The sequence below is a fragment of the Streptomyces sp. TLI_053 genome (assembly GCF_900105395.1).
Lineage (GTDB): Bacteria > Actinomycetota > Actinomycetes > Streptomycetales > Streptomycetaceae > Kitasatospora.
Window position 1 is genome coordinate 9,529,903 of sequence record NZ_LT629775.1, and the last position, 26,218, is coordinate 9,556,120.

The 26,218-nt window shown below is 74.5% G+C and carries 17 protein-coding genes; 7 read left to right on the forward strand and 10 right to left on the reverse strand.

Going from position 1 to position 26,218, the window contains the following annotated elements:
* Positions 1-25 precede the first annotated feature (25 nt).
* Both lanKC and BLU95_RS39580 read right to left on the reverse strand, forming a co-directional pair.
* Positions 26-2,623 (reverse strand): class III lanthionine synthetase LanKC, encoded by a 2,598-nt coding sequence (lanKC, locus tag BLU95_RS39575; RefSeq protein ID WP_093864283.1) that lies wholly within the window; start codon positions 2,621-2,623, stop codon positions 26-28.
* 632 nt (positions 2,624-3,255) lie between these two features.
* Entirely contained in the window at positions 3,256-4,521 is a 1,266-nt protein-coding gene (locus tag BLU95_RS39580; protein ID WP_093864284.1) for a S8 family peptidase, read from the reverse strand.
* A 340-nt stretch (positions 4,522-4,861) separates the two neighbouring features.
* On the opposite strand from BLU95_RS39580, the gene BLU95_RS39585 reads away from it, so the two are divergent.
* A complete protein-coding gene (locus tag BLU95_RS39585) occupies positions 4,862-5,089 on the forward strand; it encodes a hypothetical protein (RefSeq protein ID WP_093864285.1) in 228 nt (75 codons plus the stop codon).
* Between the two features lie 483 nt (positions 5,090-5,572).
* Here BLU95_RS39585 and BLU95_RS39590 read toward each other — a convergent pair whose 3' ends face one another.
* Positions 5,573-7,384, reverse strand: coding sequence for a CocE/NonD family hydrolase (locus BLU95_RS39590; protein WP_093864286.1), 1,812 nt, complete (start codon positions 7,382-7,384; stop codon positions 5,573-5,575).
* Positions 7,385-7,751: 367 nt separating this feature from the next.
* Here BLU95_RS39590 and BLU95_RS39595 point away from each other — a divergent pair, with 367 nt between their 5' ends.
* From BLU95_RS39595 to BLU95_RS39605, 3 genes are all read left to right on the forward strand, one after another.
* The gene (locus BLU95_RS39595) at positions 7,752-7,940 is read left to right on the forward strand and encodes a hypothetical protein (RefSeq protein WP_093864287.1); all 189 of its coding nucleotides are present in this window, start codon (positions 7,752-7,754) and stop codon (positions 7,938-7,940) included.
* A gap of 412 nt (positions 7,941-8,352) precedes the next feature.
* Positions 8,353-8,790, forward strand: a complete 438-nt coding sequence (locus BLU95_RS39600) for a peptidase inhibitor family I36 protein (RefSeq protein WP_093864288.1) — start codon at positions 8,353-8,355, stop codon at positions 8,788-8,790.
* An 82-nt stretch (positions 8,791-8,872) separates the two neighbouring features.
* Positions 8,873-9,838: a hypothetical protein gene (locus tag BLU95_RS39605; protein ID WP_159425223.1), complete on the forward strand. Its 966-nt coding sequence runs from the start codon at positions 8,873-8,875 to the stop codon at positions 9,836-9,838.
* A gap of 85 nt (positions 9,839-9,923) precedes the next feature.
* Here the strand turns inward: BLU95_RS39605 and BLU95_RS39610 are convergent, their stop codons facing one another.
* The 3 genes from BLU95_RS39610 to BLU95_RS39620 all read right to left on the reverse strand — a co-directional run bounded on the left by BLU95_RS39610 (position 9,924) and on the right by BLU95_RS39620 (position 14,547).
* Positions 9,924-11,876 carry a terpene synthase family protein gene (locus BLU95_RS39610; protein ID WP_159425224.1) on the reverse strand — a complete coding sequence of 651 codons (1,953 nt, stop codon included), beginning with the start codon at positions 11,874-11,876 and terminating at the stop codon, positions 9,924-9,926.
* 251 nt (positions 11,877-12,127) lie between these two features.
* The gene (locus BLU95_RS39615) at positions 12,128-13,210 is read right to left on the reverse strand and encodes an aminotransferase class I/II-fold pyridoxal phosphate-dependent enzyme (protein ID WP_231978128.1); all 1,083 of its coding nucleotides are present in this window, start codon (positions 13,208-13,210) and stop codon (positions 12,128-12,130) included.
* On the reverse strand, positions 13,207-14,547 hold the full coding sequence (locus BLU95_RS39620; RefSeq protein ID WP_093864291.1) for a radical SAM family protein: 1,341 nt from the start codon (positions 14,545-14,547) through the stop codon (positions 13,207-13,209). The genes BLU95_RS39615 and BLU95_RS39620 overlap by 4 nt, the downstream gene beginning before the upstream one ends.
* 256 nt (positions 14,548-14,803) lie before the next feature.
* Between BLU95_RS39620 and BLU95_RS39625 the strand changes: the two genes are divergently transcribed.
* Positions 14,804-16,345 carry an alpha/beta hydrolase gene (locus BLU95_RS39625; RefSeq protein WP_093864292.1) on the forward strand — a complete coding sequence of 514 codons (1,542 nt, stop codon included), beginning with the start codon at positions 14,804-14,806 and terminating at the stop codon, positions 16,343-16,345.
* Positions 16,346-17,217: 872 nt separating this feature from the next.
* Positions 17,218-18,156, forward strand: a complete 939-nt coding sequence (locus tag BLU95_RS39630; RefSeq protein ID WP_093864293.1) for an alpha/beta hydrolase — start codon at positions 17,218-17,220, stop codon at positions 18,154-18,156.
* Positions 18,157-18,694: 538 nt separating this feature from the next.
* On the opposite strand, the gene BLU95_RS39635 is transcribed toward BLU95_RS39630, so the two are convergent.
* The 4 genes from BLU95_RS39635 to BLU95_RS39650 form a co-directional block, all read right to left on the reverse strand.
* Entirely contained in the window at positions 18,695-19,792 is a 1,098-nt protein-coding gene (locus tag BLU95_RS39635; protein ID WP_093864294.1) for a hypothetical protein, read from the reverse strand.
* Between the two features lie 74 nt (positions 19,793-19,866).
* Positions 19,867-21,558 carry a M48 family metalloprotease gene (locus BLU95_RS39640; RefSeq protein ID WP_159425225.1) on the reverse strand — a complete coding sequence of 564 codons (1,692 nt, stop codon included), beginning with the start codon at positions 21,556-21,558 and terminating at the stop codon, positions 19,867-19,869.
* A 209-nt stretch (positions 21,559-21,767) separates the two neighbouring features.
* A complete protein-coding gene (locus BLU95_RS39645; protein WP_093864296.1) occupies positions 21,768-22,430 on the reverse strand; it encodes a response regulator in 663 nt (220 codons plus the stop codon).
* On the reverse strand, positions 22,405-23,577 hold the full coding sequence (locus tag BLU95_RS39650) for a sensor histidine kinase (RefSeq protein ID WP_093864297.1): 1,173 nt from the start codon (positions 23,575-23,577) through the stop codon (positions 22,405-22,407). Before BLU95_RS39650 ends, BLU95_RS39645 begins: the two co-directional genes overlap by 26 nt.
* 174 nt (positions 23,578-23,751) lie before the next feature.
* Between BLU95_RS39650 and BLU95_RS39655 the strand changes: the two genes are divergently transcribed.
* Positions 23,752-26,049: an MMPL family transporter gene (locus BLU95_RS39655; RefSeq protein WP_093865460.1), complete on the forward strand. Its 2,298-nt coding sequence runs from the start codon at positions 23,752-23,754 to the stop codon at positions 26,047-26,049.
* Positions 26,050-26,218 lie beyond the last annotated feature (169 nt).

Below are 26,218 nucleotides of genomic sequence, written 5' to 3' on the forward strand. Positions count from 1 at the left end.
AGCTGCTGAAGGGCGAGGATCTCGGTCATGGAAGGTTGCCTCCGCTTTCCTGTGGGTGGGTGGGATCCAGGGTGAACCAGTCGTCACCCGGGCCGTGCAGGGCTCGGTGCAGTGCCAGCAGGATCCCGGCGCTGCCGCCGGCCACGTCGGCGCTGAACCGGAGCGAGCCCGGGCCGAGCCAGCGGACGTCCTCGCCGTGCGGCACGGCGTACTTGAGGAGCCCGGTGGCCAGCCGGAGCGCGTCCCGGCGGTCGGCGTCGTCCTGGGTGAAGTCGGCGTGCGCGGCCAGCAGATGGACCAGTCCGCCGTAGCCGTCGTGCAGGCCGGCCTGGACCGCGCTGACCTTGCGCACGTCGGCGAGGACGCGGGGCAGGGCGGTGGCGGAGCGCTCGTCGGCGGTGGCGGCGTAGCGCAGCAGGACGGTCCCGATTCCGGCCGACCCGGTGGCCAGGTACGGCATGACGCGCCGGTTCACCGCGTTGTCGGCGAAGGAGAGGGACCCGTCGGGCAGTTCCACCGCGCGGTCCAGCTCCTCGTGGAGCAGTAGGCGTCCGGCCGCCCGGTAGCGCGGTTGCCCTGTCCCGTCGGTGAGGTGGTGGAGGAAGAGCGCGAGCCCGGAGCGGCCGTGGAACAGTCCGCGGGCGTCGTGGGCGCCGAGCGTCGGCCCCAGGTCCGCGCCGAGCGCGAGGATCGCGTCGCCGGCGGCGGCAGCCCGCTCCAGATGACGAGGGTCCCGGGTCTGCCGGTGCAGGGCCAGCCACGCCAGGCCGACCCCGGCCCGCCCGCCGGCCAGCGTGGCCGTGCCGGCCGTCAGCGGATGGCGGTCGGCCGCGCGCAGCAGGTCGACCGCCTCGTCGAGGTGCCCGGTGCGGGCCAGCGTCCGCCCGACGCCGGCCGAGCCGACCGCCAGTCCGGGCGGCAGCGCGTGCGCGGTCGTGAGCGCGTCGTGGCGCAGGCGTTCGCGGACCTCCTCCGGGACCGGGACGCCGGCCCGGAGCAGGGCGTGCACCACGCCCGCCGTTCCGTACGCCAGGCACACCGTGTTGGTGCGGAACGCCTGCGGCGACGGGGGAAAGGCCCAGTCGGGGCGGTCGGTGTCGGCCAGGGCGAGCAGGCCCGAGGCCGTCCGCTCGGCGAGCCGGGTCAGGCATCCCACCGGATCCGCGTCCACCTCCCCGGGGTCGGGCAGTGCCGACGGCCGGGCCGCGCCGGGGCGTCGGAAGGCGGTGGCGCGGCGCCACAGGTCGTCCGGCACCGGTGCCCGCGCCGCCAGATCGCGCCGCAGCAGGGCGAAGTTCGCCGGTGTCAGCTGGGGCGCGTTGTGGAAGGGTGCCAGCAGGGTGAGCGCGAGGGCCGCCATGCCGTAGCGGTCGGCGAGCACGGGGTCGTCGGGGTGCTCGGCGGCCACGCCCGGGGGCGGCGCGAAGCCCGGTGTGCCCATCCGGGCGGGCCGGGCGTCCAGCGCGGTCGCGGACTCGAAGTCGACGAGCCTGGCCCCGCCGTCGGGGGTGACGATGACGTTCCCGGGGCTGACGTCGCCGAACCGCAGCCCCAGCGCGTGCAGCCGGTCCAGGGCCGCGTCCAGCGATGCGAGGATGCGGCGGCACTCGGCGTGGTACCGGTCGAAGTCCGCGGCCGGCCGGTCGGCCAGCAGGACGGGCGAGGAGCGGTTGATCCACCGCACCAGCGGGAGTCCGTCGACGTGCTCCATGACGAGGAAGTCGTGTTCCCACTCCGTGAACCGCTCCAGCGGTTCCGGGCACACGCCGGCGGCCGCCGCGTGCACGGCGGTCAGGGTCTCGTACTCCCGGCGCAACCGCTCCCGCGCGCTCGCGCCGTCCCAGGTGTAGCCGTTGTGCGGGCGCGCCTCCTTGATCAGCACCAGCCGCCCGGTGCGGGTCTCGCGCGCCTGGTAGGCGCCACCGGCGTTGCTCGGCTGCAGGACCTTGACGATCTCGTAGTCACGGATGCGGATCGGTCCCCGGTGCGGGGCCGGCTCCCGGTCCACGAAGGGGTCGCCGACACCCTCGGGCAGCACGAAGTACGGCAGCCGAAGGTCCGGCACGTCGTGCCCGTGGCCGTCGGCCACCAGCGGCTGCGCGGTGCCGTCGGGCAGCATCCGGCTGCGGCCGGCGAACGCGCCGTAGCGGTAGTGGACCGTCCGGGAGTCCCGGTAGCGGCGGTCACTGAGCACGTAGGCGCCCTCCTCGCCGTCCAGGGCCTCGGCGAGGAGGACGAGGAGCCGTTCGGCGCCCGCCGTGTCCGGTGGGTACACGGTGCAGAACTTGCCCGCCTGCGAGCGCGCGCCGTGTTTGTGGTGCAGCGCGAGGAAGAAGAAGCGCGCCGACACGTGCTTGAACGCCGCCTCCTGGGCGAAGCAGGTGTCCGCCACCACGTCGAGGACGTGCTGCGCCCGTTCCGGGCGCGCGGACACGTGGATCTTCCAGCCCTGCCCGGCACGGCGTACCCCGGGTCCGCTCCACGCCGTCCAGATGTCCCGCTCGCTCGCGCGCCAGCCGTCGGCGGTCCGGACGGGCGCGAAGCGCGGACCGGGGTCGGCCATCGTGGCGAGCGGCGCGTAGAACTGCTCGTCGGCGAGGGCGTCGGACAGTGCGTCGAACAAGGGGCCTCCTCCACAGGGTCGTTCGCCCGCCCGGGCCGCCGGGCCTGCTCCCTCCCGGTACCCGGCTCCGGTCTCAGCGGATGGGCGGGTCGGGGCGCCGCCGTCCGTGGCCGTGAACCGTCCGACGGGCTTCCCGGAGCCGTTCGCACGCGCCGGAACGGCCGCCGCCCCGACACACCGGGATGCTGGACGGGGCGGGTTCGACAGCGGTTCGGCCGCGGTATGGGAACGCTTGTCCGGCGCGGCCCGGCGTCCGTCGCGGTCCCGTGTCGGCCGTGGCTCCGTGTCGGCCGGCGGTCCCGTCTGCGCGTCAGCAGGGCGGTGGCAACGGCCGTCCGGCGCAGGCCCCGGAGCCGCTCCGAGGAACCGGCCGGGAGGTGGCCGGACCGTGGAGCCACCGCCCGGGCGCGCTCGCCGTCCTCTACGTCGAGCGGACCGAGGCCGCGCGCACCGCGGCCCGTAGGAGCGGCCGCCGTCGCGGCGCGGGCCGCCGTCCGCCGTCCGGCCCCGCGCCCGACGTCTGCGCCGGGTGCGACGATCGCGCTCCTGCCAGTCCCGAGGGCCGCGACCGACCTGGCGGCCCGTTCGCGTTCCGACCGGGTAGGTCGCGTCCCCCCGTGCCGGACCGGCCGTCAGAGGCCGCCGAGGTTCAGCAGGCGGTCGGGGGAGCCGGAGGACACGGTGAGGACGTTCTTGGTGGACTGCTCGATGAGCCAGCGCTTGACCTCGTCGGCATTCGCGCCGGGATGCGCCTCCTTGTAGAGGGCAGCGACGGCTGCGACGTGGGGGCTGGCCATCGAGGTGCCGCTCATGGAAACGGATCCGCCACCGAGGCCGGCGGAGCGAATGTCGACGCCGGGGGCCTGGAGGGTCAGGCAGGGGCCGGTGTTGCTGGTGTCGGCCTGGTGGTCGGAGGCGTCGGTGGCGCCGACGGTGACGGCGCGTGCGGCGCTCGCGGGCGAGATGCCGCAGGCGTCGCGGGCGTCGTTGCCGGCCGCAACGACGGGGAGGGTGCCCAGTTGCGCGATCCGGTCGACGGCGCGGTTGAGTGCGGGGGACGCGTCCTCGCCGAAGGAGAGGTTGAGGACCGCCGGTTGCTTCGCCTCGCGGGCCACCCAGTCCAGGCCTGCCAGGCCCTGCGAGGTGGTGCCGTCGCCGCCGCAGTCCAGTACGCGTACCGACACCACGGTGGCCAGGCGGGCGATGCCGTAGGTCTGGCCGGCGACGGTGCCGGCGACGTGGGTGCCGTGGCCGTTGCAGTCCTGGCCGCCCTGTCCGTCGCCGATGGCGTCGAAGCCGGGGACGGCGCGGCCGGGGAAGAACTCGCGGTGGTTGAGGTCGATGCCGGTGTCGGCGACGTAGACGTTGACGTAGGCGCCGCTGCCGTAGACCTTGAAGTAGCCGTCGAGGGGGAGGCGTCGCTGGTCGATGCGGTCCTGGCCCCAGGTCCGGGCGGGGTAGCCGGGAAAGTCCCGCCGGGCGGAGCCGGGGGCGGAAACGGAGCCGGAGGCGGAGGCAGAAGCGGAGGCCGAGGCGAACGTGGAGCCGCCGACCCTGATGACGGCGTCCTGTTCGACGGCCTCGACCCCTGGCAGGGCGCGGACGGACCGCAGTTGAAGGGGGTTCAGCTCGGCGGAGAAGCCGTTGAGCGCGGTGGTGAACGTACGGCCGGCACTGATCCCGGGCACCGCCCTGAGCACGGACGCAGGGTCGATGTTCTCCTGCAAGGTGACGATGTACCGGCCGGGGACGGCGGCGGACACCGTGTGCAGCGGAGCCGGGGCGCTCCGACCCGACGTTCCCGGCCGGGCGACCACGGCCCCGGCGTCGGCCGGAACGCCGAGAAGCGTGGCGAACAGCAGCAGTGCGATCCAGAAGCGGCGGAGGGACGAGTGCAAGACGGGCTCCTGTCGGACGGGACGATCCCTGCAGGACACTCTTCGGTTGCGAACGGACCTGACTTGAGCGCGCTCCCGCCGACGGGACCGTGGTTCGTCGGACTGTCGGTGTGCGGACCGCCGGCCCTGCAGGAGCGGAGGTTCGGCACTTTCCCCCGGTGCGGTGGTCAGCTCCGCGCGCTGCCCGGCGGACGGCGTCGGGTTCACCCGCCGGTGCGGGGAGTCGCACCGATGCGCACCGAACCACGAGGCGGGTACCGGGTGGGGTGCGACACCGAGGGCACCGGATCACGCTGGTTCTGTGAGCATGTCCGCACGCTGGGTGAAAGGGACGAGTGCCATGTCCAAGCGGGACGACTACGCCGAGTTCCGTGCCGGGATCGACCGGCAGTCCTCCGAGAAGGAGCAGCGGGAGCGGGAGGAGTACGGCAGGCAGGTCCGTGAAGCCGAGGCCCAGGCAGACCCGAACGCACCCGCCACGGCCGTCGCGGTGGAGGGCGACGTCCAGATCGATCCCGAAGCGTGGAAGCTCGCGGGTGGCGCAGGAGGCGGGAGCCAGGACGGGTGAGGCGTCGAGGGGTGGCTGACAATTGATCTTGTGGCAGGCCGGGACGGGTTGACGGGCGGGGAGCGGGAGAAGCCGAGGAAGGCCGCCCGGTGGGACGAGTGCGTGGCCCGGTGGACCGCACCGCGATCACCGGCCGCCGTGGCGGGCGCCCCGGCGGCCGGTGCCGGAACCCTCGCCGACGGTGTGCTCGGTCCGGTCGGCGGCCCGGCGTCGATGTCGGGGAGATGAACCGCCGCGCGTCCACGGAGGAGCCGTCGGTGAGCATCGTCCGGTCCGTGAGGTACCCGAAGTCGGGCTGGTCGATTCCGAACATTCGCTGGATCGTCTCGCTGGTGGCGCCGATCTTGAAGCCGACGAGCGCCGCGCCGTCGGCCGTCTCCCGGGCCCGCAGCTCGGCCTGCACAGCGTGGGCGTCCCGGACCGTGAGTTCCGGGAGGGCAGATGCGGTGCGCCGCACTCGTCCGTTCACGCGACCCGATGCGCTCAGCCGAGGGGCAGTTGGAGGACGGCCTCCTCGCCGCTGGTGGAGGTGACGGTGATTCTGCTGTCCTGCTGCCCGGTGAAGGCGTAGAGCTGGTCGCGACTGTTGACGACCAGGACGAGGCGGTGGCCGTCGGCGAGGTCGTAGGCGGTGGGCTGGAGTGCCCAGTGGACGGTGCGCTCGGTGCCGGGGGTCAGGTCGGTGGCGGTGAAGGGCTCGTGGGTGACGATCCGGGCGGTGCCGTCCGGGGCGGCGTCGAAGAGGTAGGCGACGAGGGTCGCGGCGTCGCCGGCCTCGACGCGGACGGTGAGCCGGAGGGTGGCGGTGCCGCGGATGCGGCGGCCGCCGGAGAGTTCGGGGGTGGACCAGACCAGCAGCCGGTCGCGCTCGAAACCGGCCGGGTCGTAGGGCTTGGGGGTGCCGGACCACTCCTTCTGGCCGGTCTTCATGATGTCGTCCATGGCGGTGGCGGTGGTCTCGTGGCCGACGGTGAAGGGCCGGCTCCATTCCGTGGCGGGCTTGTCGGACAGGGTGCCGTCGGTGTCGGTGTCGGTGCCGCTCAGGTACCAGGCCTCGGTGGCGGTGGTGGCCGATGCCCAGGAGGGGAGCGGTTCGCGCCGGGCCGGCACGGTGATCCGCCGGCCGATGGGAGTGGGGACGGTCTCGTAGGTGAACATGACCTGGCTGCTGACCACCGGCCAGTCGGCGACCTCGGGGGCCTCGCCGAGCAGGTGGTGGTCGAGCCAGGCGTAGGCCTCGAACATCGGGGCCAGCAGGCCGGGGAAGGGAATGCCAGTCACCACGCCGGTGATGCCGGCGCCTTCCGGGGCGCCGTGGTCGCCGATCCACAGGCTCAGGTGCTTCGGAACGGTGAGCCTCTCGAACACGTCGATGGCCTCGCGCGCGGGGAAGAGGCTCTCGTGCCACGTGTTGGAGTAGAAGGTCGGCACGCCACGGGCGTTGGTGGCGTCGAGGTAGGTCTCCGGGGAGCGGACCGTGCCCCAGGCCACCACGTCGTCCATGTTCCGCCCGGCGAGGAAGTCCTGGAGGATGCGCCAGGTCTCCTCGTCGAACTTCTCCGCCTCCTGGCCCTCCTCGGCCCCGGTGAAGCCGATCAGCAGCTCTGCGGCCTTCTCGTGCCGGGTCCCGTGGTCGTAGAGGCTGGTGGCGAGGTTGCCCCAGGTGCTGAGCGCCGCGACGGTGGCGACCCGGTCCCCCGGGTCGTGCGCGGCGACCAGCTGGCTGATCCCGGATCCGTAGGACAGGCCCATGAACCCGATCTTTCCCGGGGCGAACTGCTCCTGGGCGTGGTCGATCATCTTCGACCCGTCCGACCAGTCGTCCGGCCCGGCGACGCCGATGAACCCGTCGGAGGAGTAGAACTTGCCCGGCTGGCCCATGCCCCGCGGCGTGTACGCCAGCACGTGGTAGCCGCGCGCGGCCAGTGAGAGGTAGCCGACCATGAACGGCAGCCAGCCGTAGGGGTTCCAGCCGGCGGGAACGATCACCACCGGCCGGGGTTCGGCGGAGTTCTGCCGGATCTCGAACACGGACAGGTCGGTGCCCTCCGCGACGCGAACGCGCCGCACGGCGGTCGCGGCGCGGCCGCGGACACCGCCCACGAGCTCCCGCAGCTCCTCAGGGAGCTCGGCGGCCGCGGCGGTGCCCTGGAGGGCGGCGAGCAGCGCCTGCGCGACGGCGAGCACCGCCGGGTTGATGTCGAGACCGGCGCCGCGCCAGATGCCGTTGGCGGCGATGTCGGCGAGTGTCGCGTCGGTGACCGACGGGATCGGCTCTCCGTCATGTGTTGTCATACGAACTGTCCTTTGCTGGTAAGGCAGGGACGCCCCGGAGGGCGCTGTACAGGCGGATCATGGACCAGGGTGTCGGCATCGAAACGGCGGGACGGGCGGACCTACCCGAACGGGTGGAGTTCCGGCCGCCGCGCGGCAGTGGCCGCCACGCCGGGGGCGGGGTGGTCGGTGGGGGTGATCTCCGCGGCCGGCCCACCGGGTGTGCGCCGTTCGGGCCCCACCGGGTGACCGGGGGCCGGGGTGGTCGTCGACCCGGGGGACTGACCCGGGGGACTGACCCGGGGAACTGACCCGGGGAACGGATCCGGGGAACCCGGGGGCCGCGGCACGCCTGGCGGCCGCCTTCGCCGACCCGTCCGTCGGCGCGGTGGCCGGCAACACCAAGGTCGCCAACCGCACCGGGCTGCTGCCGTTGCGGCAGCACCTCGAATACGTCATGAGCTTCGGCCTGGGGCGGGTTCTCCAGGAGGGGGGTCAGCTGTTCGCCGCGTCCGCGGGGCCGACCGCGGTGGCCCGCCCCACTGCTGAGGGACGAGGTCAACTGCCCGGCCGGTGATGAGGGGCAGCCGCGCTCGCCGGTGCTCGACGGCGCCGCGGGGTCGTGTCGCGGTGCGGCCGGCGGCCGTACGTGGCGACCGCTCCGGCCGCCCCGGTCTCCTGCCCCGGTGCCGGGTGTCCGTCCCCGGTTGTGCCCCGCGAGCGGGCCGGCTTCGGCGCGAGCCTCCGGGAGGCGTCGGCTCCGGTGAGCAGCGCGAACGTCCGGTGAATCCACGACGGCACTGCGGGGCCGAGGGGTGTGGCGGGAACGGGGGGCGGTGGATCGGCCACGGATTGGCTGCAAACCGTGCATACAGCGATGCGGAAGGGGATCTACCGTTCTCCGCCGAGGGGGCCGCTTCCAGCTGCCCTCTCGAGTTCGGGGACCGGATTCCGCACCACTCGATCTGCCCTACGGAGGAGAACTCGACATGTCCGTGAAGAAGACAGCATCCCGCCTCGCCCTCATCGGCGCGACCGTCACGCTCGCGTTCGGCGGCCTGGGCGGCCAGGCCAACGCCAGCGTCGAGAACATCGACAGCTGGGGCTCGTACACCTGCGCTTCCAAGGGCGGTTACTACTGCCTCTGGTACGGCCCCAACCGCGGCGGCGGCGTTTGGAGCAGCAACGTCGTCGCCACCCCCACCATCAGCGGGAACTTCAGCGACGGCAACCCCGTCCGGAACAACGCCGCCTCCGCCGAGAACGCGAGCGCCTGCGACGTCGGCATCTGGGTGTACCCCAACTACATGGGCGACGAGAACTGGCTGAGTCCCAACCGGGGCGGCAACCTCACGCCGTGGCTCAGGAACAACGAGGCGTCGATGGCCCTGGACGACGCCACGCGCGCGTTCTGCCCCACCGTCTGACGATCCGCCCGTGAACCAGGGCCTGCCCGTCGGTACGAACACCGGCGGGCAGGCCGTCCCGCGAACCCGAAGGAGAACGGTCGTGACTGGCGCAGCGAGACTCCGCCGAGGGCGGCTCCTGGCACCGGCGCTGCTCGCTCTGGCGGTGGCCGGCTGCTCCGCGGGGCAGGTCGCGCCGACGTCCGCCCGGGTGCCGCCGTCCGTCCCGGTGCCTCCGCCCGCTGCGGTGGCGACTCCCGTGCCCGAACCCTCGCAGGTCGCCGGACTCCGGCTCCCGATCGCGGACTACATGCTGACGCCCCAGCAGTCGGCCGAGCTGAAGTGGCTGAACACCAAAAAGGCCGCTCTCTGCATGAAGGAGTACGGCTTCGACCTGCCGATCGCGCCCGGTCCGGTCGTCTCGGCCTCCGACTCCCTCCTGTTCCGTCGCTACGGCCTGGTCGATCCGGAGAGCGTCGGCACCTGGGGCTACCACCTGCCCAGACGTGACACCGCGACTCCGAGGGCCACGCTCTCCCCGGCGGAGAACGCCCTGTTGCTCGGCCGGGACGCCACGGGCAAGCCGGTGACCAGGTCGAACGGCCGGGCGGTGCCCGCCGGAGGCTGCCAGGGCAGGGCGAACACCGAACTCCGGTCGCTGCAGCCCGGCGGACAGGGCACCGGCGGAGGCGCGTCCCAACTCGCGGCGCAGACCAAGTCCGAGAGCTTCTCCCGCTCGATGGCCGATCCGCGGGTGAAGGAGGTCTTCGGACGCTGGTCGGAGTGCCTGCGCGCCGACGGATTCAGCGCGGCGAACCCGGTCGAGGCCGGGGCGGACCTGCCGTCCGTGAAGCAGCCGGAGCCGGACGCCGCGGAGATCCGCATGGCGCAGACCGATGTGGAGTGCAAGGCACGCACCGACCTGATCGGGATCTGGTTCGCCGTCGAATCCGACTACCAGAAGGCCGCGATCGCCCAGCAGCCCCAGGCGTTCGCTGCACTCAAGGCCGAGCGCGACGCGCAGGCCGCCGAACTCGCGCGGCAGATCGCCGCACTGCCCGGCGGCTGAGCGCCGTGACGCTCCCGCTCCTCCGTCGTCGGGCGTTCCCGTGAGCCGGCGGCCCGGTTCTTCGGAGCGGGATCCCCGGACGGTTTCAGCGCGGCAGGACGAACACGGAGCTGCCGGGTTCCCGCAGGGCGGCCGGGTGCTGCGGTGACGCGGGGGGCGGATCGGCGCGTCCGGGAGGAGCAACGAGGAGCTCTCTCCGGCGGGGGTCGGGGAGACCGAGGTCCCGGCTCGTGCCCTGCCGGTACCGGCCGGTGCGGCGGTACCACTGGTTGTCGCCGGCCATCCAGTCCCGCAGCGCGGCGAGGTACGCGGTGTGCTCGCCGCCGAGCTCCCGTCCGGCGACCCGGGTGAACTCCTGGACCCGCGCCTCGAAGAGCCGGTAGGTCACGTCCACCGCCTGTTGCAGGCTTCCGCCGAGCAGATGGTGGAACGTGTGGACGGCGTTGCAGACCTCCCGCTCCTCGTCGATCTCCTTGCGGTAGGAGTGGATGTCGTTGCGCAGGCCGACGGTGTCGGCGAAGGCGGCCTCCAGGCGTCGCAGAGCCGGGGTCGTGGCGGGGCGGGTGCCGGTGAGGCCGATGGACAGGTCCGTGCCGGCGCTGGCCCGCCGGAACTCCAGGTAGTGGACCGGGTCGGGGACGCGGCCGTGCATCGCCGCGTCGAGTTCCTCCAGGTTGGCCGCCACGAAGTCGGACACGTACCCGGCGAACCGTTCGCGGTGGCCGGCGGTCATCGTGGGAGCGGTGTGGGCCCACAGGTCCGTGAGGGCGTGCTCGACCTGGTTGGCCGGCGGCGGCACCGGTTCGCCGCGCAGGGGCATGAACGACGGCAGCCGTTCGACGAACGCCCGCGCTCCGGCGGGGTCGCGGGGCAGTTTGTAGGCCGTGACGAAGTAGTCGTCCAGGGCGAGCAGGCACACGTCCCACCGGGCGATCGTCGTCAGCCGGTCGGCGGGGGCGTCCGGGTGCGTGAGGGCGGCGAACAGCGGCCAGTCGTCGCTGTCGAAGCTTTGCTCGGTCCAGACGGCCGGTCCGGGCGGAAGCAGTACCGGCGCGAGCAGTGCGACCGAGCGGGCCCAGTCCTTGGCCTCCCGTCGCGCCTGCTCCAGGTGCGGGTTGGTGCGGGCGGGCCAGGGCAGGCCGAAGGGCGGCAGGCGGAAAGGGTACCCGGGCGTGGTCGGGCCCGGGAGGTCGGCGCGGTTGTGCCGTTCGGGGGGATCCTGGTGCGGTGCGCGTGGGCTCACCAACCGCACGGCCGAGGTGCCCGGCCCGGTGGGTCCGGTCGGCAGGACGCCGTGACGGCCCTGGCCCGCGACGTGCCGGCGCCGGATCTCGGCGTCACCGGCCAGCCAGTCCCGCAGCCCCTGGTCGGGCCGGCCGCGCTCGAACTCCGCCAGGCGCGCCGCCCGCAGCCGCCGGCCGACCGGGACCGCCCGGGACCTGGAGCACCGGAGCAGGCGGGCGAGGGCGCCGAGCGCGTCCGGTCGAACGCTCGGATGGGCCAGGTCCTCCGACAGTGCGGACACGTCCGCGAACGCGTTCGTCACCGGGGAGGAGGCGAACTGACGGCTCGTTCGCTCCACCAGCAGGGCCGCCCAGTGGCGGAACGGGCGCCGGGCCCGGAGGTGGGCCATCAGGTCGGCCTCCACGAGCTCGACGGGTGCCGCTCCCGGATCCCGGAGTTCGGCCACGCGTTCGGCGAAGCGCCGGGACCAGTCGTCGGGACTCCGGGCCACGGTCCTGGCCCACAGGCTGCACCGGGCATGGTTCCGGACGGCGTCCGGGGTGTGCGCCGGTTGGCCGGCCCAGGTGTACCAGGCGGCGAGCAACGCCAGTTCGGCAGCCGGAACATCGGGGTGGCACCACGCGGCCCGCTCCAGGCCGTCGGCGGGCGTCAGCCCGTGCGCGGACGTCCAGCGTCGGTGCTCCGTGCGGACGGATTCGGCCCGGGGATTGCGCCGTGCCGGGGCCGACGGGCACGGAGGTGACGGTGGGGACGGCTCGATCCGGGGGAAGGAGGGCTCTGCAAGGTCTCGCATGCCCCCCGCCTACCCATCGGCCGCAGACGGTCTTGGCTCGACGTCCCGCGGAGGCCCGCGCGTGGAGGCGCGGCAGGGGCGCCCACCGCGCAATGCGCGCGCCGTCGGGCGACCGGCGGCAGAGAGGGCTCGAGGGGAGCCTCGGCCCCCGTCCGCCGGCCGGGGGTCCTCCGTGGCGACCGCAGGGAGTGTCAACGGCCGTCAACGGCCGTCAACGGCCGTCAACGGCCGTCAACGGCCGTCACTGGCCGTCAACGGTCGGGTTCGGGCTCGCCCCCCCTGAGCTCGTCGTGCGGACGGGGCGCGGGGGGAGTCGGGACCGGAGGCGCCACCGGCGTCGGGCCGAAGGCGTCGGCCAGGCTGGTCAGGACGGAGCCGGACCAGCCGCCGTCCCCGAACACGCCGGCCGGCAGGGCGAGCAGGCCGTACTCGCGCCGGAGAGTCTCTGCGGCCATCTCGACCGGGAAGAAGTAGTTGCCGGGACACGTCCGGCTCGGCATGGGGATCGCCGCCAGCACCTCGTCCGGCAACCGTGCGAACAACCGCTCGGCGCGTGCCGCCAGTTCGTCGACGACCTGCCGGGGCGTGTCGCCGTGCACGGTCAGCAGGTGGTCGGCGAGCCTCAGCTGCGCCGGCGTCGGCGGGTCCGCCCGGAAGGCCTCGGCCAGGTCGGCCTCCGCGGGACCCAGCAGGACGACGCCGAACGTGCGCGGCCACAGCCATCCCTTGGTGACCGAGTGCAGCAGGACCGCGCGGTCGGTGTCCAGCAGACGTTGCGTACCGGGAGCGAACGGCGCACCCAGGTCGTAGACGGTGTCGATCAGCAGTCGGCGGTGCGGCGACTCCTCCAGCCAGGCGATCACGGCGGTGACCTCCGCATCGGACAGGTACCGGCCGAGCGGCTTGCTGGGGTTGGTGAGCAGCAGGTACTCGGGCCGGTCGCCCGCCGGGGACCTCGGCAGGGCCGGCGCGGGCAGCGTCGGGTAGGACCCGGGCACCAGGCCGGCGGCGCGGGCCAGCTCGAAGTAGACCGGGTACACGTCGCCGGGCAACCACAGCCGTGCCCGCACGGCGTGCAGCTGCTGGAACACCACACCGAGCCCGTGGCGGACCCCTCGGCAGACCATGGCGCGGCGGGACCACTCCTGCGGCAGTTCGAACCTCCGCAGCCAGGCCCGGGCGAGATCGCAGCGGTGCACCCTGCCCGTGCCGGTCGGCGGTTCCGGCCGCACGGGGGCGAGCGCCCGGTACACGTTCGTCTCGGCGGCGTCCACGAGCGAGGGTGAAGCACCGAGCTGCCGCTGCCGGAATGCCTGGAACTCGTCGAACCTCATACCGCTGCGCCCTCCGCCACGATCTCGCTGGCCCGGTCCTCGAGGGAGGCGTAGCAGCGTCCGTCGGCCATGACGTTCCAGCTGCGCGCGATCCCGTTGGTGCGTTCCCAGAGCAGACTGGGCTCGGTGTAGGCGGCGATCCGCATCGGTCGGCCGTCCCAGGTGCCGCGGAAGACCGGCGCGCCCCAGGGCAGGCGGCTCGCCGCTTCGAAACCGTGCTGCGCGGCGAACCGGGTGACGACGGACAGCGAGACCTGGTGTTCCCGGCTCCAGACGTTGGCGGAGCGCTCGAAGTAGAGCGATTCGGTGCTGGTGGAGACGTAGAGCTCCTTGAAGCAGACCTCCTCGACACCGAGGGCGGCGGCCCACGAGAGGTAGTCGGCGACGCCGCTCGCGTCGGCCACGCCGCCGCGCTGGAGCACGCAGATCAGCCTCGTCCGCAGCCCCGGCCAGCGGTCGCGCTCCAGGCGCCAGGTGTCGATCACGGAGCCCACGGGCGTGCGGAGTGCCATCAGCCGCTCGCTGACGGCGTCGTCCTGATGGTGCCTGGAGACCGCCAGCACGCTCAGGCCCGCGTCGCCCAGGGCCGCCAGCCGGTCGGCCCGGTCGGCGTGCCGGCCCTTCGCCAGGGTGTGCGCGTTGGTGATCAGGACGACCTTCGGGAAGGCCGCCGAGCAGGCGGACACCAGCCGCAGCTGCTGTTCGAACGGTATGAGCGTGGGCTCCCCGCCGCCCGTGATCACGGCCCGTTCGGCGCCCGCCGCGCGGGCGCGCTCCAGCCAGTGGCCGACCGCGCCCCACGGGACCCGGGCCGGCGGCTGGTCGCTGGAGATCGAGGCCGCGGAGAAGCAGAACGAGCAGCGGGCCTGGCAGGCGGAGGCGACCGGCAGGACCGAGACCGAGCGGGGTCGCAGGTCGGCGTAGCCGCGCCGGGCCGATGCCTGCAGGTGCAGGGAGGCCGCCATGGCGTCCTCGACGGTCGTCGGGTGCAGCGCGTACTCGTCGTCCGCCCGGCCGAGCTCGTGGACGGCCGACAGCCGGATGCGGTCCTCGTGCAGTTCCGTGCCGAGACCGGTCGACACGTTGGGTACCAGCCGTTCCGGGTCCACCGTGGTCTCCAGGACCAGCAACCGGTCACCCGGAACGGCCAGACGTTCCAGCAGGCGTCGTGCCTTGCCGATGCCGATGCCCAGCTCCGCGCGGGTCAGCAGATGGAACCGGTCGGGAAAGGTGCTCTCCGGGATCCCCGCCTTGCCGTAGGCGAATGCGTACTTGTCGAAGCCCTTCGCGAAGTTCGACAGCACGATGACGTGGAAGCGCTGCTCGCTGCTGTTCATCCGGTCATCATGCACGAACGGGTTCCCGCTGATCGTCGCCGCCCCGGGGCCCGGGAGCGGTGCCCGGCGGCACGGGACCGGGTGGTCCCGAAGTAGCAGGCCCGCAGCGGTATTTCGGCGGGGGTGGCCGGTACCGGCGGTGGACGTGCCCGGCCGTCGCGGGCGCCTACGCTCGCCCCGACGGCTCGCCGAGAACCCCGGGGGAGAGATTGTGATCCGCGCCGCCAGGTCGGCCGCCGCTGTGGCGGCGGTTGCCATGACCCTCCTCACCGCGTCGGCCGCACCGGCCCTCGGCGCCGCTGCACCGACCGCCGCCGCGACCACCGCCGATCCGCCGGCCGCCGCGACCGCCGATCCGCTCGCCACCCTCCGCGGCCAACAACCGCCCTGGCACCCCTGCGCGAGCGGCCCGGACGACGCCGACGGCGCCGACCTCGACGCCGCCGGCGCCCGCTGCACCGGGATCACCGTCCCCCTCGACTACCGCCACCCCGGCGGACGCACGCTGAGCATCGCCGTCTCCCGGCTGCCCGCCACCGACCCCGCCCACCGGCTGGGCACCCTGTTCTACAACCCCGGCGGCCCCGGCGTCCCCGCCCGCGCGCTCTCCCTCGCGCTGCGCCGGGCGGCGCCCGACCTCGGCGCTCGCTACGACATCGTCGCCATGGACCCGCGCTTCGTCGGCGCCAGCAGCCCCCTCGACTGCGGCTGGCCGACGTCCGGCCCGGGCGCGGCCGGCCCCGACCGCCTCGGCTTCGACCGCTCCGCCGAGATCGCCAAGGACCTCGCGGCCCGCTGCGCCCCGTACCGGTCCCTGCTGCCGCACGCCTCCACCCGCAACACCGCCCGGGACCTGGACCTGGTGCGCGCCGTGCTCGGCGAGCCGACGATCGCCTACCTCGGTTCGTCCTACGGGAGTTACCTCGGTGAGGTCTACCTCCAGCTGTTCCCCGACCGGCTGGGGCGGGCGGTGTTCGACGCCGCCATGGACCCGGACCGCTTCGGCCCCGACCTGACGGCCACCCAGGGCCCGGCGATGGCGGCCGCGCTCACCGCCTGGGCCGCCTGGGCGGCCGGCCACGACGACCGCCACCACCTGGGGACGACCACCGCCGAGGTCCTGGCCTCGGTCGAGCGGGTGCGCCTGGCCGCCGAACGCGCCCCGCTCGCGGTGGGAGCCCACCGCGTCGACGCGCGGGCGCTGCCGCAGGTGCTGTGGACGGTGTCGGGCGGCGACGACGCCAACGCCTACGAGGAGTTCTCCGCCCTGGCACGCGTCCTGCTCGACGCCGCCGAGGGCCGGCCCGCCCGGCCGACCGAGTTGCTGGAGGCGGTGCTGACCGGCCTGGCGTCGCCCGACACCGGGGGCTCCGCGGCCGTGCAGACCGCGATCATGTGCGCGGACCGCGCCGTGCCGCGCGACCCGCTCGGCTACTACCGCGACATCGAGGCCCACCGCGCCGACGAGCCCCTGTTCGGCCCGCTCACCCGCAACCTCACCCCCTGCACCTTCTGGCCCGCCGGACCCGCCGAGGCGCCCACCCGGGTGCGCAACGCCGTTCCGGTGCTGCTGGTCGGTGCCGACGGAGACCCGGCCGCCACCTACCCCGGCCAGCTCTCCGCCCACCGCGCCCTGACCGGTTCCCGGCTGGTGACCCTGCGCGGGGCGTTCCGCCACACCGTCTACGCGGGCATGTTCGCCCCCCGGGACGCCTGCATGGACGCGGCCGTCGACCGCTACCTCCTCGACGGCGTCATGCCCGCCCAGGACACCGACTGCCCCGCACCGCGCCCGTAGGACGTGCGCGGGGCCTGAGTCCCGCGGGGGCTGCGACGTCGGGTACGTCACCCCCGGGCCTGTCCCTGTCGGCCGGTACGCGGGGAATCGCGTAGCGCGACCGGGCACACGCTGACGGTTGCGGCCGGCCACCGGGGGGCGTGGCCGCGTCCTCGAACACGATGGCCGCGGCGAGGAGTCGCGGGCGACGATCCCTGCGGTGTGTCCGGCGGGCCTGGTCGGGCAGCAGGGGACAGGAGTCAGGAGTGAGAACCGGGGTCGACCCCCCGGTCGCTGGGGATCGCGGGGAAGCCGTCGACGTACATCGCCGGGCTGAACTGTCCACCACCCGCAGCCCGACCCGCCGTCCGCCGGGTCCTGGACCTGCCACCCGGCCGTACGGACCGCGCTGGCACGACCCCGGCTGCGTTGGCCGCGGGACGCGTTCGTTCCGACACCGCGGCGGCGCCGTGCACGGCCACCTGCGCGAGACGAAGGCTGCGAGCACCCAGGACCGGCCTGCCACCCGGGCGGCGTTCCTGTCCACGGCGACAAATCCCGCCGCGTACGTGTTGTGCCGCGCTCCATGGCGAGCCCGTCGGCGCGGGGCGAGGCTGGAAGCAGTGTCCATCGAGCGGTGAGGAGGCCCGAGGACACGACCCGGCCCGGGGCAGCGACAGCCGTGCCGCCCCCTCCCGAAGGGTCACCGACGCCACCGCGTCGCCGGTCTCCACGACCGCTCGACCTCCCACGCCCGCCGTCCCGTCGACGGCCCGTACGGGTCGGCCTCACCGCCGGGCGGTCGTCCCCCCGACACCCTCGTCGGGGCGGACGGCCGCCCTGTCCTCCGCACCACCGGCCGTCCACGACGGCACGAACCAGGAGCGAACACCATGCCCGTCGACCCCGCCATCGCCGTCATGCTCGAACAGATCAACGCCCTGGCCGCCGTTTCCGTCCGCGAGGCCGATCCCGAGTTCCTGCGCGAGGCCGACCGCCGGCTGCGCACGCTGGGGCCCGCGCCGGCGCCGATCGAGGTCGGGTCCGTCCAGGACACCGTCGTGGCCGGACCCGCCGGCGACATCCCGGTGCGGGTCTACCGGCCCGCCGGTGCCGGCCTCCACCCCACGGTCGCCTACTTCCACGGCGGCGGCTGGACCATCGGCGACCTGGACAGCCACGACCTCGTCACCCGCCGGCTCTGCCGCGACGTCGAGGCCGTGGTGGTCGCCGTGCACTACCGCCGTGCTCCGGAGGACCCGTTCCCGGCCGCCTACGACGACTGCCTGACCGTCGCCACCCATGTCGCCGACCACATCGACGCGTACGGCGGCGACCGCGACCGGCTCGCCGTCGCCGGCGACAGTGCCGGTGCCAACCTGGCCGCGGTCGTCGCGCTGGCCTTCCGCGACCAGCACCGCCCCCTTGCCGCCCAGCTGCTCGCCTACCCGGCCACCGACTTCGAGGGCTCCTATCCCTCCCGCGCCGAGTACGGCGAGGGTTACCTGCTGACCCTGGAGGCGCTCGACGACTTCAAGCACCTCTATGCCGGGGACGACCCCGCCGCACGCTCCGACAGTCGCCTCTCCCCGCTGCGCGCCGCGAGCCACCGGGGCCTGGCCCCCGCCGTGCTCGGCGTCGGTCAGTACGACCCGCTGCGCGACGAGGTGATGGCCTACGCCGAGGCCCTGCGCGCGGCCGGTGTCGAGGTCTTCGCCCGCGTCTACGACGGCCTGACCCACACCTTCCTCGGCCTGTTCGCGCTCTCCCCGGCCGCGGACGCCGCGGACGCGGAGCTGTTCGCCCAGCTCAAGCAGCGCCTCGCCGTGTGACCTGCGCCCACTGCCCGGACCCGGCCGCACACGCCCCGGAAGGGTCTTCGGCCGTGCAGCGCCCCCGGCCGCCCTGCGTGCGGGATCCGAGCGGCCTCGCCGTGGGACCGCGCCCTGCGCGGTACGACGATCATCGTGCTCGCGATCCCGGCCGTCCACCGTCCCGGAGGGGGCAGGCGGGATCCCGGTGGCCGTGGCCGGTGCAGGCGGCGGCGACGACGGCGAGCGCAGTGGACCGGTTCGCGAGCGGGCCGCCCGGCTCGTGGACGTACTGCGCCCTCGCCTCGGCCGCGCCCGGGGTGGCTCGTCGGACCCTCCGGGCCCGGTGCCGAAAGAGGGTGGTTTGCGGTGGCGGATCGGGGTGAGAAGAGGGTGCGGTGGGCGAGCGGTCCGGAGGGCGGACACCCCCTCTTCGCCGTCCGGTCCGGCCCACCGCGTTCGGAGCCCGGCCGCCGTGACGACAGCGCACCGGTGGCCGGGCGTGCCGGCGACCTGGCGTCCCGGCGACCCCGCTGCCCGGGGCCGCCGGCACGTCGGGTCAGGCGGCCGGCTGCGGCTCCTTCGCGGCGAAGCGGGCCGCGACGGCCCGGATGTGGCAGTAGTAGGCGGCCGGGTCCTCGGCGTAGCGCCAGGGCAGTGCGTCGACGTAACCGTCGACGAGCCGGAACTGGGCCAGGGCCTCGGCCGGCCGGTCCGTCATGGTGTAGCACCAGCCGAGCAGGTGGCGGATCTCTGCGGCCCGGGGGTGCCCGGCCGGGGCGGCGTCCACGGCGCGGCGGGCCGCGTCCACGGCCGACCGCGCGTACGGGGTGGACCAGTAGGCGCCCTCGTTGTCGTCGGGCTCGTGCTCGAAGAGCGCGACCAGGCGCATGCCCGCGAGCAGGCTGCCCTCGGGGGCGTCGGTGGCGGCGCGGTCGGCGAAGGCGTTGGCCTCCTCCTCGGAGCCGTGCCACTTGGCGGACCAGTACTGCACGGCGGCGTAGTGCGCCGGGTACAGGTGCGGGTCACGGGCGGTCAGCCCGGCCCAGACCCGGTCGAACTCGGCCGGCGGGTAGTTGAGGCCGAGGGCGATCCAGAGCTCGGTGGTCCACGGCAGCGGGTCCTGCGGGGCGATCTCCTGTGCCTCGCGGGCGGCGGTCCGGGCCTCGGTGAGCAGCCGGTGGAAGCCTGCGGCCCGCTCGTCGCTGGTGTCCTCGGCGTACGCCGCGCCGCGCAGGCGCCAGGCGAGCTTCACCAGGGCCTCGGCGTGGACGACGGCGGCGTCCCGGTCCCCGGGCCGTTCGGCCCGCCAGGCCCGGAGCCAGTCGTCCTGCTCGGCGCCCGCGTCGGCCAGTTCCTCGACGAAGCGGTAGCGCCGGTCCGCGTCGGGCCCGGCCGCGGCGAGCTGTTCGGCACAGGCGCGCCAGTCGCCGCGGTCGGCGGCGGCGCGCAGGGCGTCGAGTTCGGGGGCGGCGCAGGCCCGCTCGGTGTTCTGCTGCTCCTCGGGCAGCAGGCCGTACTCGGTGACGACGCGCTCGTGCCAGGAGTCGATTTCGGCCTGTTTGCGGGCGGTGTAGCGGTTGAGCGCCCAGGTGAGGAGCTTGAGTGCGCCGACGGAGACGACGCTGACGAGGATGACGACGACGGGGACTGGCATGGTGAACCTTGTGGATCGTGGATTTCGGAAGGGGCGGGGTCGGAGGCCGGGTCAGGGGCCGGTGCGGCGCCCGATCAGGGGACGGTGACGGTCGCCGGGGCGGCGGGGAGTCCGGCCTCGGTGAGCACGGCGCGGAGGGCGGTGGTGTCCGGGGTGTCGGCGCAGGCCGCGTCGAGGGCGGTGGTGAGCCGCTCGCCCAGGCCGTCGGGCAGCCGCAGCCGGGCCGGTCCGGACCAGGACAGCTCCCAGCCGGTCAGCCCGGCGTCGACCAGGGCGAGCACGGTGAGTCCGGAGAGGGCGCCGCGCAGGACCGGGCGGGCCAGTTCACGGGCGGCCCGGCCGGTCGCCGCACGGGCCTCCGGACCGAGCGGCAGCCGCTCGACGAGTTCCTGGGCGCGTCCGGCGTCGATGGCGTCCAGCGCGGCGCCGACGGTGGGCGCCAGACCGAGGGCGGCCAGCGCGTCGCGCAGCGGGCGGGTGGACTCGCGGCAGTCGGCGAGCAGCGAGCGGTGCACCAGCGCAGGCCAGTCGACGCGCTCCTTGCGGGCGGCCTCGGGGACCAGGCTGACGACCTCCAGCGCGGCGAGGACCTGCTCGGCGTCGTGCAGCAGGCCGAGGGCGGGGGCGGTGCTGCTGGCACCGCGGCCGTCGTCGGGCAGGGCCTCGACGGCGGCGACCCGGAGTTCGATCGGCGGGTGCGAGTCGTAGGGGTCGGGCTCGCTCCCGGGCAGTTCGAGGGCCATGGCGTCGAGTTCGGCGCGGCGCTCGGGGTCGGTGAGCAGGTGGGCGAGGCCGCCGTAGAACTGCCCGGCGGGCGGCAGGAGACCGGCCTCCCAGCCGAGGGTGGCGTAGTGGCCGAGGTAGAAGTCCTGGGCCGCGTCGAGTGCGGGGATCCGGCGCAGCGCGGAGGCGGTGGCGTCGCGTCCGGAGAGCCTGGCGGCGACCAGGTCGGCGGCGTACTCCTGGCGGCGGCCGACCGCCTCGGAGACCCGGAAGTAGAGCTTGCCGTACTGGGTGAAGAGCTTGGCGAGCACCCGGTCGACGCCGCCGGTGGCCTCCTCGGCGGAGACCTTGCGGCCCTGGGCGAGCCGCTTGTCGGCCTTGGCCTGGAGCTTGGCGGCCTCCTTGGCCTGGTGGGCGTCGGCACGCTCGTGCAGACCGCCGACGGTGCGCAGGAGGGCTGTGCGGCCGGCCAGGGTCAGCCCGGCCAGGCGGACGTCCTGGTTGCTGTAGTGCCCGAACTCGTGCGCCAGGACGGCCTCCAGCTCCGCCTCGGTGAGGCCGAGCAGCAGGGGGACGCCGATCACCAGGTGGCGCTTGCCGGGCACCAGGCCGAGGAACCTGGTCTCCTCCCGGACGCCCGCGTTGACCTCAGGGACGAGTCGGATCTCGGCCGGACCGCGGATGCCGGTGCGCTCGGAGATCCGGTCGACCGCGGCCCACAGCCGGGGCTGTTCCTCGCGGGTGACCGGCAGTCCGGGCAGCTCGCGGTCGTCCTGGCGGTTGCGGGTGAGGAAGACGACCCGGACGACCGGGTAGGCGATGACGGCGCTGACGGCCCAGATCTTCAGCAGGGCCGGGCGCAGCTCGCCGGAGGCCAGGTAGAGGCTGACGTCGAGGGCGACCAGTGCGGCGACGATGCCGAGGGCGAGCAGGTAGAAGCCGGCGAGCATGGCGACTGCCGTCAGGGCCCTGACGGAGGTGCTCATGCCGGAGGAGGTCATGCCGGAGGAGGGCCTGCCGACGGCAGGCTGGGACGCGCCCATGCGGGTTCCTTCGTCGGGGAGCGCGCCACGGGACGGTGGCGGCGCGGGAGGGATCTGGTGCTGAACGTGTGTTCGGCAGGTGAGCATGGTAGCTGCCGGGACTGACGTTCTCCCACCCGTTTCCTGTCCGTGACCTGCGGTTTCCTGACGCCGGCGCACCTGCCCGCTCGGGCTCGGGCCCCGGCTCCGGTTCCGGGTCCGGTTCCGGCTCAGGCCCCGGGGAGGATACGGCGCGTCTCGTAGGCCCACATCGCGATCTCGACCCGGTTGCGGGCGCCGAGCTTGGCCATCAGGCTGGCCAGATGCGTCTTCACCGTGCTGAGGCTGATGCGCAGCGCGTCGGCGATCTCGGTGTTGGTCAGCCCGCGGGCGACGGCGAGCAGCACCTGCTCCTCGCGGGCGGTGACGGGGGAGACCGGCTGGGCCGCGGGCCGGCCGGCGGGCAGGTCCGCGAACGCCCGGAGCAGCCGGACGGTGACGCTGGGCGCGATGAGCGCCTCACCGTCGGACGCCGACCGTACGGCCTGCGCGAGGAGGTCCGGTCCGGTGTCCTTGAGGAGGAAGCCGCGGGCACCGGCCCGCAGTGCGCCGTAGACGTACTCGTCGAGGTCGAAGGTGGTGATGACGACCACGGCCAGCGGGTTGACGATACCCGGACCGGCGATCAGCCGGGTGGCCTCGAGCCCGTCGAGCGCGGGCATGCGGATGTCGAACAGGCAGACGTCGGGGCGCAGTTCGCGGGCCAGCCGGACCGCCTCGCGTCCGTCGGCCGCCTCGCCGACCACCTCGATGCCGGGCTGGGCGTTGAGTATGATCCGCAGCCCGGTGCGGATGATCGTCTGGTCGTCAGCGACGAGGACGCGAATGGGCACCGCGCTCGCTCCTCGCGCTCGGCAGTTCGGCCTCGACGTGCCAGCCCCGGTCGGTCCCCGGGCCGGCCCGTAGCGTGCCGCCGAGCAGGGTCGCGCGCTCCCGCAGTCCGGTGAGTCCGTACCCGTCACGGCCCCGGCCGGTGCGCCTGCCGTCGTCGCGCACGCTCACCCGTACGGTGTGCCCTTGCGCGGCGACCCGGACGACGAGCTCGGTCGCGTCGACCGCGTGGCGCAGCGTGTTGGTCACCGACTCCTGCACGATCCGGTAGACGGCCGCGTCCACGGCCGGTGGCAGCGCGTCGAGTTCACCGTCGAGCCCGAGGTCGACCCTGAGGCGGCCACCCGGTGTGCGCACCAGGCGTTCCAGGTCGGTGACCCCGGCAGGGGGCGCCAGCTCGGCGCCGACCCCGCGGTCGCGCAGCGCGGCGACCATGGCGCGCATCTCCTCGAGCGTGCGCGCCCCTTCCTCCTCGACCCCCTCCAGGGCCGCGACCGCGGCGGACGGGTCGGTGCCCGCGAGCACCCGGCCCGCCTGGGCGATGATCACCATGGCCGACACGTGGTGGGCCACCGTGTCGTGCAGTTCCCGGGCGAGCCGCTCGCGCTCGCGGGAGCGCACCTGCTCCGACTGCCGCTCGCGCGCGGTCACCCGGAACCGCACGGCGGACCCGACCGCGCCGGGCAGCAGAAGGAAGACGAAGCCCATGATCCTCTCGGCGACCGGCGCCGGGTCCGCGAGGACACACAGCGAGCCGACCGCGAGGGTCACCGCGCCGCCCAGCACGATCTCGCGTCCCGATCCCCACCGGGGCAGCGCGTACACCAGCACCAGCACGACGGCGCCGGTGTTCAGGCCGACGGGCTCGCCCCGTGCGGCGACGAGCGAGGCCACCGGAAGCAGGGCCACCGAGCCGAACGCCAGCGTCACCACCGTCAGCGGGTGGGTCCGGCGCCACAGGGACAGCAGGCACAGCCAGACGGCGACCGCCACCGCCACCGGCCGCCACACGACGTCCTCGCGCAGCACGGCCTCGAGCGCCACAGCGGCGAGGCTCGCGGCAAGCAGCGCCCAGTCCCGCCGCACCCGGGCGGGAGGGTCGGGCGGCCGGGGTTCGGTCCACAGGGTTCGCAGGTCGTCTCGGAGCACGGTTCCCAGCCTAGGGACCGCGGCGCGCGGCGCATCGGCCGAAAGGACGGGTCGTCACCCCGACCCGGGGCCGACGGAACCGCGGCCCGCGGGCCGATGCCTCGGAGCGCCGTGGCGACGAACCTCGGCATCGTCGGCCCACAAGGACGGCCGACGACGTGGTTGGAGGACCCGATGCTCTCGAAAGCCCTGTTGCGCCTGGGCACAAGCGCCGCCCGCCGTCCCTGGCGGGTGATCGCGGCATGGCTGGCCGTCGCCGCGCTCGCCGTGCTCGCCGCCGTCGCCCTCGGCGGGCGGACCGCGGACTCGATGACCGCGCCGGGGCTGGACTCCCAGCGGGCCGCGGAACTGATCGAGCGGGCCGGCACCGGCCAGGAGGGCATGACCGCCCAGGTGGTCGTCACCCCCCTCGCGGACGGTGCGACGTTCCTCGACGACGTCGGCGCGCGTTCCGCTCTGACCCGGCTGCGGGCCGAGGTGACGCGGCTGCCGCACGTGCTCGGCGCGAGCGACCCGGTGGGAGCCCTCGACGCGGGCGGGGACACCGCCGTGCGCGGCGGCCTCGTCTCGGCCGACGGGCGGACCGCGGTCGTCCGGGTGCAGTACCCCGACCAGAGCCGGCTGTCCGCCGAGGACCTCGACGCCCTGGTCGGCCTCGGTGACCGGCTGCGCGCCGAACTGCCCCTGCGCGTCGAGATGGGCGGCAACCTCTTCTACGCGTTCTCCGCCCCCGACGGCGGTGCGAGCGAACTGATCGGCCTTCTCGCCGCGGCCACGATCCTGTTCCTGGCGTTCGGTTCGCTCGTCGCGGCCGCGCTGCCGATCGGCATGGCGGTGTTCGGGCTGACCGTCGGGGTCGCCACGATGACGGTCCTGGCGGGGGTGACGGACGTCCCCGCCTTCGCACCGGTCCTGGGCAGCATGGTCGGGCTCGGGGTGGGCATCGACTACGCGCTGTTCGTGCTCGCCAGGCACCGTGAGTACCTGGCGCGCGGGCTCGACCCGCGCGAGGCGGCCGGACGGGCGGTGGCCACGGCGGGGCGGCCCGTGGTCTTCGCCGGCGGCACCGTCGTCGTGTCGATCCTCGGCATGGCGGTCGCGAACGTGCCGTTCATGACCGTGGGCGGCGTGGCCGTCTCGATCGTCGTGCTGACCATGGTGCTGGCGTCGGTGACGCTGCTGCCGGCCTTCCTCGGCGCGGCCGGCCCGCGGCTGGGCCGGGCCGGCCGGATCGCCGGGGCGCTTGGGGCGATTCGACCGGGCCCCTCCGGCCGACGGCGGTACGCCGGGACGGGCGTCGCCCCCGCCGCCGGGTGGCGGCGCTGGATCGCGCACGTCGCCCGGTACCCCGTGCCCTACGCGGTCGGCGCGGCGGGCCTGCTGCTGACGGCGACGCTGCCCGTGCTCGCCCTGCGCGTCGGCCTGCCCGACGACGGGTCCCTGCCCCCGAGCCGCACCGAGCGCCGCGCGTACGACCTCGTGGCCGAGGGCTTCGGCCCGGGCACCAACGGACCCCTCGTCGTCGCCGCGGACCCCGCCGGTGATCCGGCCGTGCTGGACCGCCTCACCGCGACGCTCGCGGCCGATCCGGGCATCGCCTCCGTCGCGCCGACGCACGTCGACCCGGCCACCGGCATCGCGACCCTCGTGGTGTTCCCGACCACCGGCCCGCAGGAGAGGGCCACGGCCGACACCATCGCCCGGCTGCGCACCGAGGTGCTGCCCACGGCGATCGGGCCCGGCCCGGCCAGGGCCCATGTCGGCGGCGCCGCCGCGAGCCTGTCCGACGTGGGCCGGCGCACCAGTGAACGCCTGCCGGTGTTCGTCGCCGCCGTGCTGGCGATGTCGTTCCTGCTGCTGATGCTGGTCTTCCGCTCGGTCCTCGTCCCGCTCAAGGCCGTCCTGCTGAACCTGCTGAGCATCGGCGCGGCCTACGGCGTCATGGTCGCGGTGTTCCAGTGGGGTTGGGGAGGCGCGCTCATCGGGCTGGAAGCGACGGTTCCGATCGTCTCGTTCATCCCGATGTTCCTCTTCGCCATCCTGTTTGGCCTGTCGATGGACTACGAGGTGTTCCTCCTCTCCCGGGTGCGCGAGGAGTACCTGGGCACCGGCGACAACGGCAAGGCGGTCGTCGAGGGCGTCTCGGGTACCGCCCGCACCATCACCTCGGCCGCCCTCATCATGGTGGCGGTGTTCCTGTCCTTCGCCGTCACCGACGACCCCTCCACCAAGATGTTCGGGCTCGGCCTGGCCACCGCGATCCTCGTCGACGCCACGCTCGTCCGCATGGTGCTGGTCCCGGCGACCATGACCCTCCTCGGCCGCGCCAACTGGTGGCTGCCGAGGTGGCTGGACCGGACCCTTCCCGGCGGCGGGGCCGGCATGGGTGCCGGTGCCGCCCCGGCCGCCACCGGCGGCGCCGCCGTGCAATCGCCCAGCGGGGCCGCGCGCCCGCGTCCGGCCGACCGCTGACCCGACGTCCTGGTCTCCCTCGAGTGCTCGCGGGCCCTCGGCCCACTGCCCGAGGGCGGTTGAGCCCCGCCACCGGCCGTCGTCGGGGGCGGCTGTCCCGGGCCTGGCGAGGTGGTGCGTTTCGGGGTGGGGGCAGGAGATCTTACGGCCCATAAGCCGAAGAATAGCT

Coding starts and splice junctions, on each gene's coding strand:
- BLU95_RS39585 (WP_093864285.1), top strand. CDS start 4,862: ATGTCCAAGCGGGACGACTACGCCGAGTTCCGTGCCGGGATCGACCGG.
- BLU95_RS39590 (WP_093864286.1), bottom strand. CDS start 7,384: ATGACAACACATGACGGAGAGCCGATCCCGTCGGTCACCGACGCGACA.
- BLU95_RS39600 (WP_093864288.1), top strand. CDS start 8,353: ATGTCCGTGAAGAAGACAGCATCCCGCCTCGCCCTCATCGGCGCGACC.
- BLU95_RS39610 (WP_159425224.1), bottom strand. CDS start 11,876: ATGCGAGACCTTGCAGAGCCCTCCTTCCCCCGGATCGAGCCGTCCCCA.
- BLU95_RS39615 (WP_231978128.1), bottom strand. CDS start 13,210: ATGAGGTTCGACGAGTTCCAGGCATTCCGGCAGCGGCAGCTCGGTGCT.
- BLU95_RS39620 (WP_093864291.1), bottom strand. CDS start 14,547: ATGAACAGCAGCGAGCAGCGCTTCCACGTCATCGTGCTGTCGAACTTC.
- BLU95_RS39625 (WP_093864292.1), top strand. CDS start 14,804: ATGACCCTCCTCACCGCGTCGGCCGCACCGGCCCTCGGCGCCGCTGCA.
- BLU95_RS39630 (WP_093864293.1), top strand. CDS start 17,218: ATGCCCGTCGACCCCGCCATCGCCGTCATGCTCGAACAGATCAACGCC.
- BLU95_RS39635 (WP_093864294.1), bottom strand. CDS start 19,792: ATGCCAGTCCCCGTCGTCGTCATCCTCGTCAGCGTCGTCTCCGTCGGC.
- BLU95_RS39640 (WP_159425225.1), bottom strand. CDS start 21,558: ATGGGCGCGTCCCAGCCTGCCGTCGGCAGGCCCTCCTCCGGCATGACC.
- BLU95_RS39655 (WP_093865460.1), top strand. CDS start 23,752: ATGCTCTCGAAAGCCCTGTTGCGCCTGGGCACAAGCGCCGCCCGCCGT.